Origin of the sequence: Pseudonocardia lacus (genome assembly GCF_018531445.1) — a bacterium.
Taxonomy (GTDB): Bacteria; Actinomycetota; Actinomycetes; order Mycobacteriales; family Pseudonocardiaceae; genus Pseudonocardia; species Pseudonocardia lacus.
This window is the reverse complement of record NZ_JAHDTH010000414.1, coordinates 1-2,396: the sequence shown is the minus strand read 5'-3', so window position 1 is coordinate 2,396 and position 2,396 is coordinate 1. Positions and strand designations below refer to the sequence as shown.

The 2,396-nt window shown below is 76.1% G+C and carries 3 protein-coding genes; 1 reads left to right on the top strand and 2 read right to left on the bottom strand.

Annotated elements, in window-relative coordinates; genetic code table 11:
- Positions 1-431, bottom strand: a 431-nt coding sequence (locus KIK08_RS38625) for a DEAD/DEAH box helicase (protein ID WP_408004794.1), incomplete at its 3' end; no start/stop codon positions are given.
- A gap of 58 nt (positions 432-489) precedes the next feature.
- Here KIK08_RS38625 and KIK08_RS38620 point away from each other — a divergent pair.
- Positions 490-1,089 carry a GNAT family N-acetyltransferase gene (locus tag KIK08_RS38620; RefSeq protein WP_214408266.1) on the top strand — a complete coding sequence of 200 codons (600 nt, stop codon included), beginning with the start codon at positions 490-492 and terminating at the stop codon, positions 1,087-1,089.
- A gap of 86 nt (positions 1,090-1,175) precedes the next feature.
- Here KIK08_RS38620 and KIK08_RS38615 read toward each other — a convergent pair whose 3' ends face one another.
- Entirely contained in the window at positions 1,176-2,177 is a 1,002-nt protein-coding gene (locus KIK08_RS38615) for a ferritin-like domain-containing protein (RefSeq protein WP_214408265.1), read from the bottom strand.
- Between the last annotated feature and the right edge of the window lie 219 nt (positions 2,178-2,396).

Genomic DNA, 2,396 nt, shown 5'->3' with positions numbered 1-2,396 from the left:
GTCGCCGAGGTGGCCAGCAGCGCCAGCTCGGGGCGCAGGCCGGCGCGGGCGTCGAGCAGCAGCGCCAGCAGCAGGTCGGCGTCGAGGTGGCGCTCGTGGCACTCGTCGAGGACGACGGTGCCCACGCCGGTCAGCTCGGGGTCGGCGATCAGCCGGCGCAGCAGCAGCCCGGAGGTCACGACCTCGATCCGGGTCTCGGCGGACGTGCGTGACTCGCCGCGCACCGCGTAGCCGACCCGCCGCCCCACCGGCTCCCCGAGCAGGGCCGCCATCCGCGCCGCCGCGGCCCGGGTGGCCAGCCGGCGCGGCTCGGCGACGACGACCCGCTGGTCGCTCGCGGCGGCCAGGGCCAGCGGCACGAGCGTGGTCTTGCCGGTGCCCGGCGGGGCGACCAGCACCGCCGCGCCGTGCGCCGCCAGAGCGCCGGTCACCTCGCCAAGGGCGGACCGGACCGGGAGGTCGGGCAGGTCATCGGGCAGGGTGGTGGCTATGGCCGTGATTTTCCCCCACGACCAGCTCGGGCCGGACACGGGGTTCACCGGGCTGCGCACCGGACGGCTGGTCGTGCGCCGCTTCGCCGCGGCCGACCTGGCGGCGTTCGCGGCCTACCGCAGCGACCCCGCCGTCGCCCGCTACCAGGGCTGGGAGGCGCCGTACCCGCGCGAGCGGGCCGAGCGCATGCTCGCCGAGCTGGACCACGAGCACCCCGACACCCCCGGGCGCTGGTTCCAGTTCGCGGTGGCGCTGGCCGGCACCGACGAGCTGCTCGGCGACTGCGGCGTGTTCGTCCCGCTGGACCGGCCCTGCCAGGCCGAGCTGGGGTTCACCTTCGCCGCCGAGCACCAGGGTCGCGGCTACGCGACCGAGGCCGTGCGCCGGGTGCTCGACTACCTGTTCCTCGACCGCGGCAAGCACCGCGTCGTGGCCAGCTGCGACGACCGCAACGTGCGCTCCGCCGCGCTGCTGCGCCGGGTCGGCATGCGCCGCGAGGGGCTGCAGCTGCAGAGCACCTGGAGCAAGGGGGAGTGGACCAACGACGAGCTCTACGCCGTCCTGCACCACGAGTGGCCCGGCGGGTCCGAGCAGTAGGCCGGTGCGCGGCGGTGCGGACGCCGCGGCGGGCGGGACCCGTGGGTCCCGCCCGCCGCGCGCACGTGGAGATCAGGGCGTGGAGATCAGGACTTGGCGGCGTCCTTGGCCAGCGCGGCGAACCGGCTGCGCGCCGCGGACACCACGCCGGCACGGTTGCGGTTGCGCTCCTCGAACGCCAGCATCGTGCTGACCTGGTCGGGGTCGGTCAGCTCGCGCACCGCGGCCGCGGCGCCCTGCGCGCTGAGCTCCTCGAAGCCCTTGATCGGCAGCTCGCTGGCCTTGAGGCTGCCCAGGTCGGCCCGGGTCGCGCGGACGGCGTCGGCCACCGGCTCGGCGCCCTCGCGGTCGGCGACCTGCTCGGCCTTGCGCAGCGCGGCGTCGCGGCCGGCGGTGACGACCTCGCGGCTGTCGGAGCCGACCCTGGTCACCGTGCCGACGACCGAGGTGACGGTGTGGGTGACGGTGTCGCGGGCCTGGTCGCCGACCCGGGTCAGGCCGTCAACGGCGCGGTTGACGCCCTGCACGGCGAACCGGGTGGGCAGGGTCACGGCCTGGGCGACGCCACCGGCCACCCGCTGCAGCGGGGTCGGGGCGAGCTTCGCCGGGCCGCCCAGGGCCTCCTCGGCGAGGGTCGTGGTGATCCAGTCGATGGTGCGCGAGTGCTTGGCCACGAGGTCGTCGGCCAGCTTCTCCACGGCGGGCAGCTTCGCCCGCTGGGCCAGCACCTTGACGTAGCGGGCGCGATCGCGCAGCTGGTGCTCCATCGTCAGGTCGGTCAGCAGGGCCTCCTCGACGGGCTGGGCCTGCTCCAGCGTGCTCTTGACCAGCGTGACGACCCGGCTGATCGCCGGGGTGACCACGTCCGGGGCGGCGTCGAGCTCGCGCAGCCGGGCGGTGATCCGCTCGATGCGCCGGTCGGCGTCGGCGGCGTTCTCCCGGAGCTCGCGGCGCACCTCGTCGGTGGTCGCCTGCGCGACGCGGATGCGCGCCGTCTGCGCCTCGGTCCGGGTGAGCTGCTCGATGGCCCTCAGCTGGGCGATGATCGTGTCGGTGGCGACGGTCTCGGGGGAGATGGTGAGTGCCATACCCCAGGGTTAGCCGGGACGATGATCGGTACGCGCGCGGCGGGTGTGAGGTGTTTCTCGGTGACCGCGGGCACCTTCCCCGTCGCTCGGGGTGGCGCCGCTCAACCCCCGTCCACCTCGTCGAGCGCCGCCTGGGCGCGCTGGGTGCGCGAGGCCGCGGCACCGGCCTCCCGCGCGGCCGCCCGCGCCGCGGTCTCGGCCTCGCGCGCGGCGTCGGCG

Excerpts from the sequence above, each read along its gene's own strand:
- KIK08_RS38620 (WP_214408266.1), top strand. The coding sequence starts at position 490 with ATGGCCGTGATTTTCCCCCACGACCAGCTCGGGCCGGACACGGGGTTC.
- KIK08_RS38615 (WP_214408265.1), bottom strand. The coding sequence starts at position 2,177 with ATGGCACTCACCATCTCCCCCGAGACCGTCGCCACCGACACGATCATC.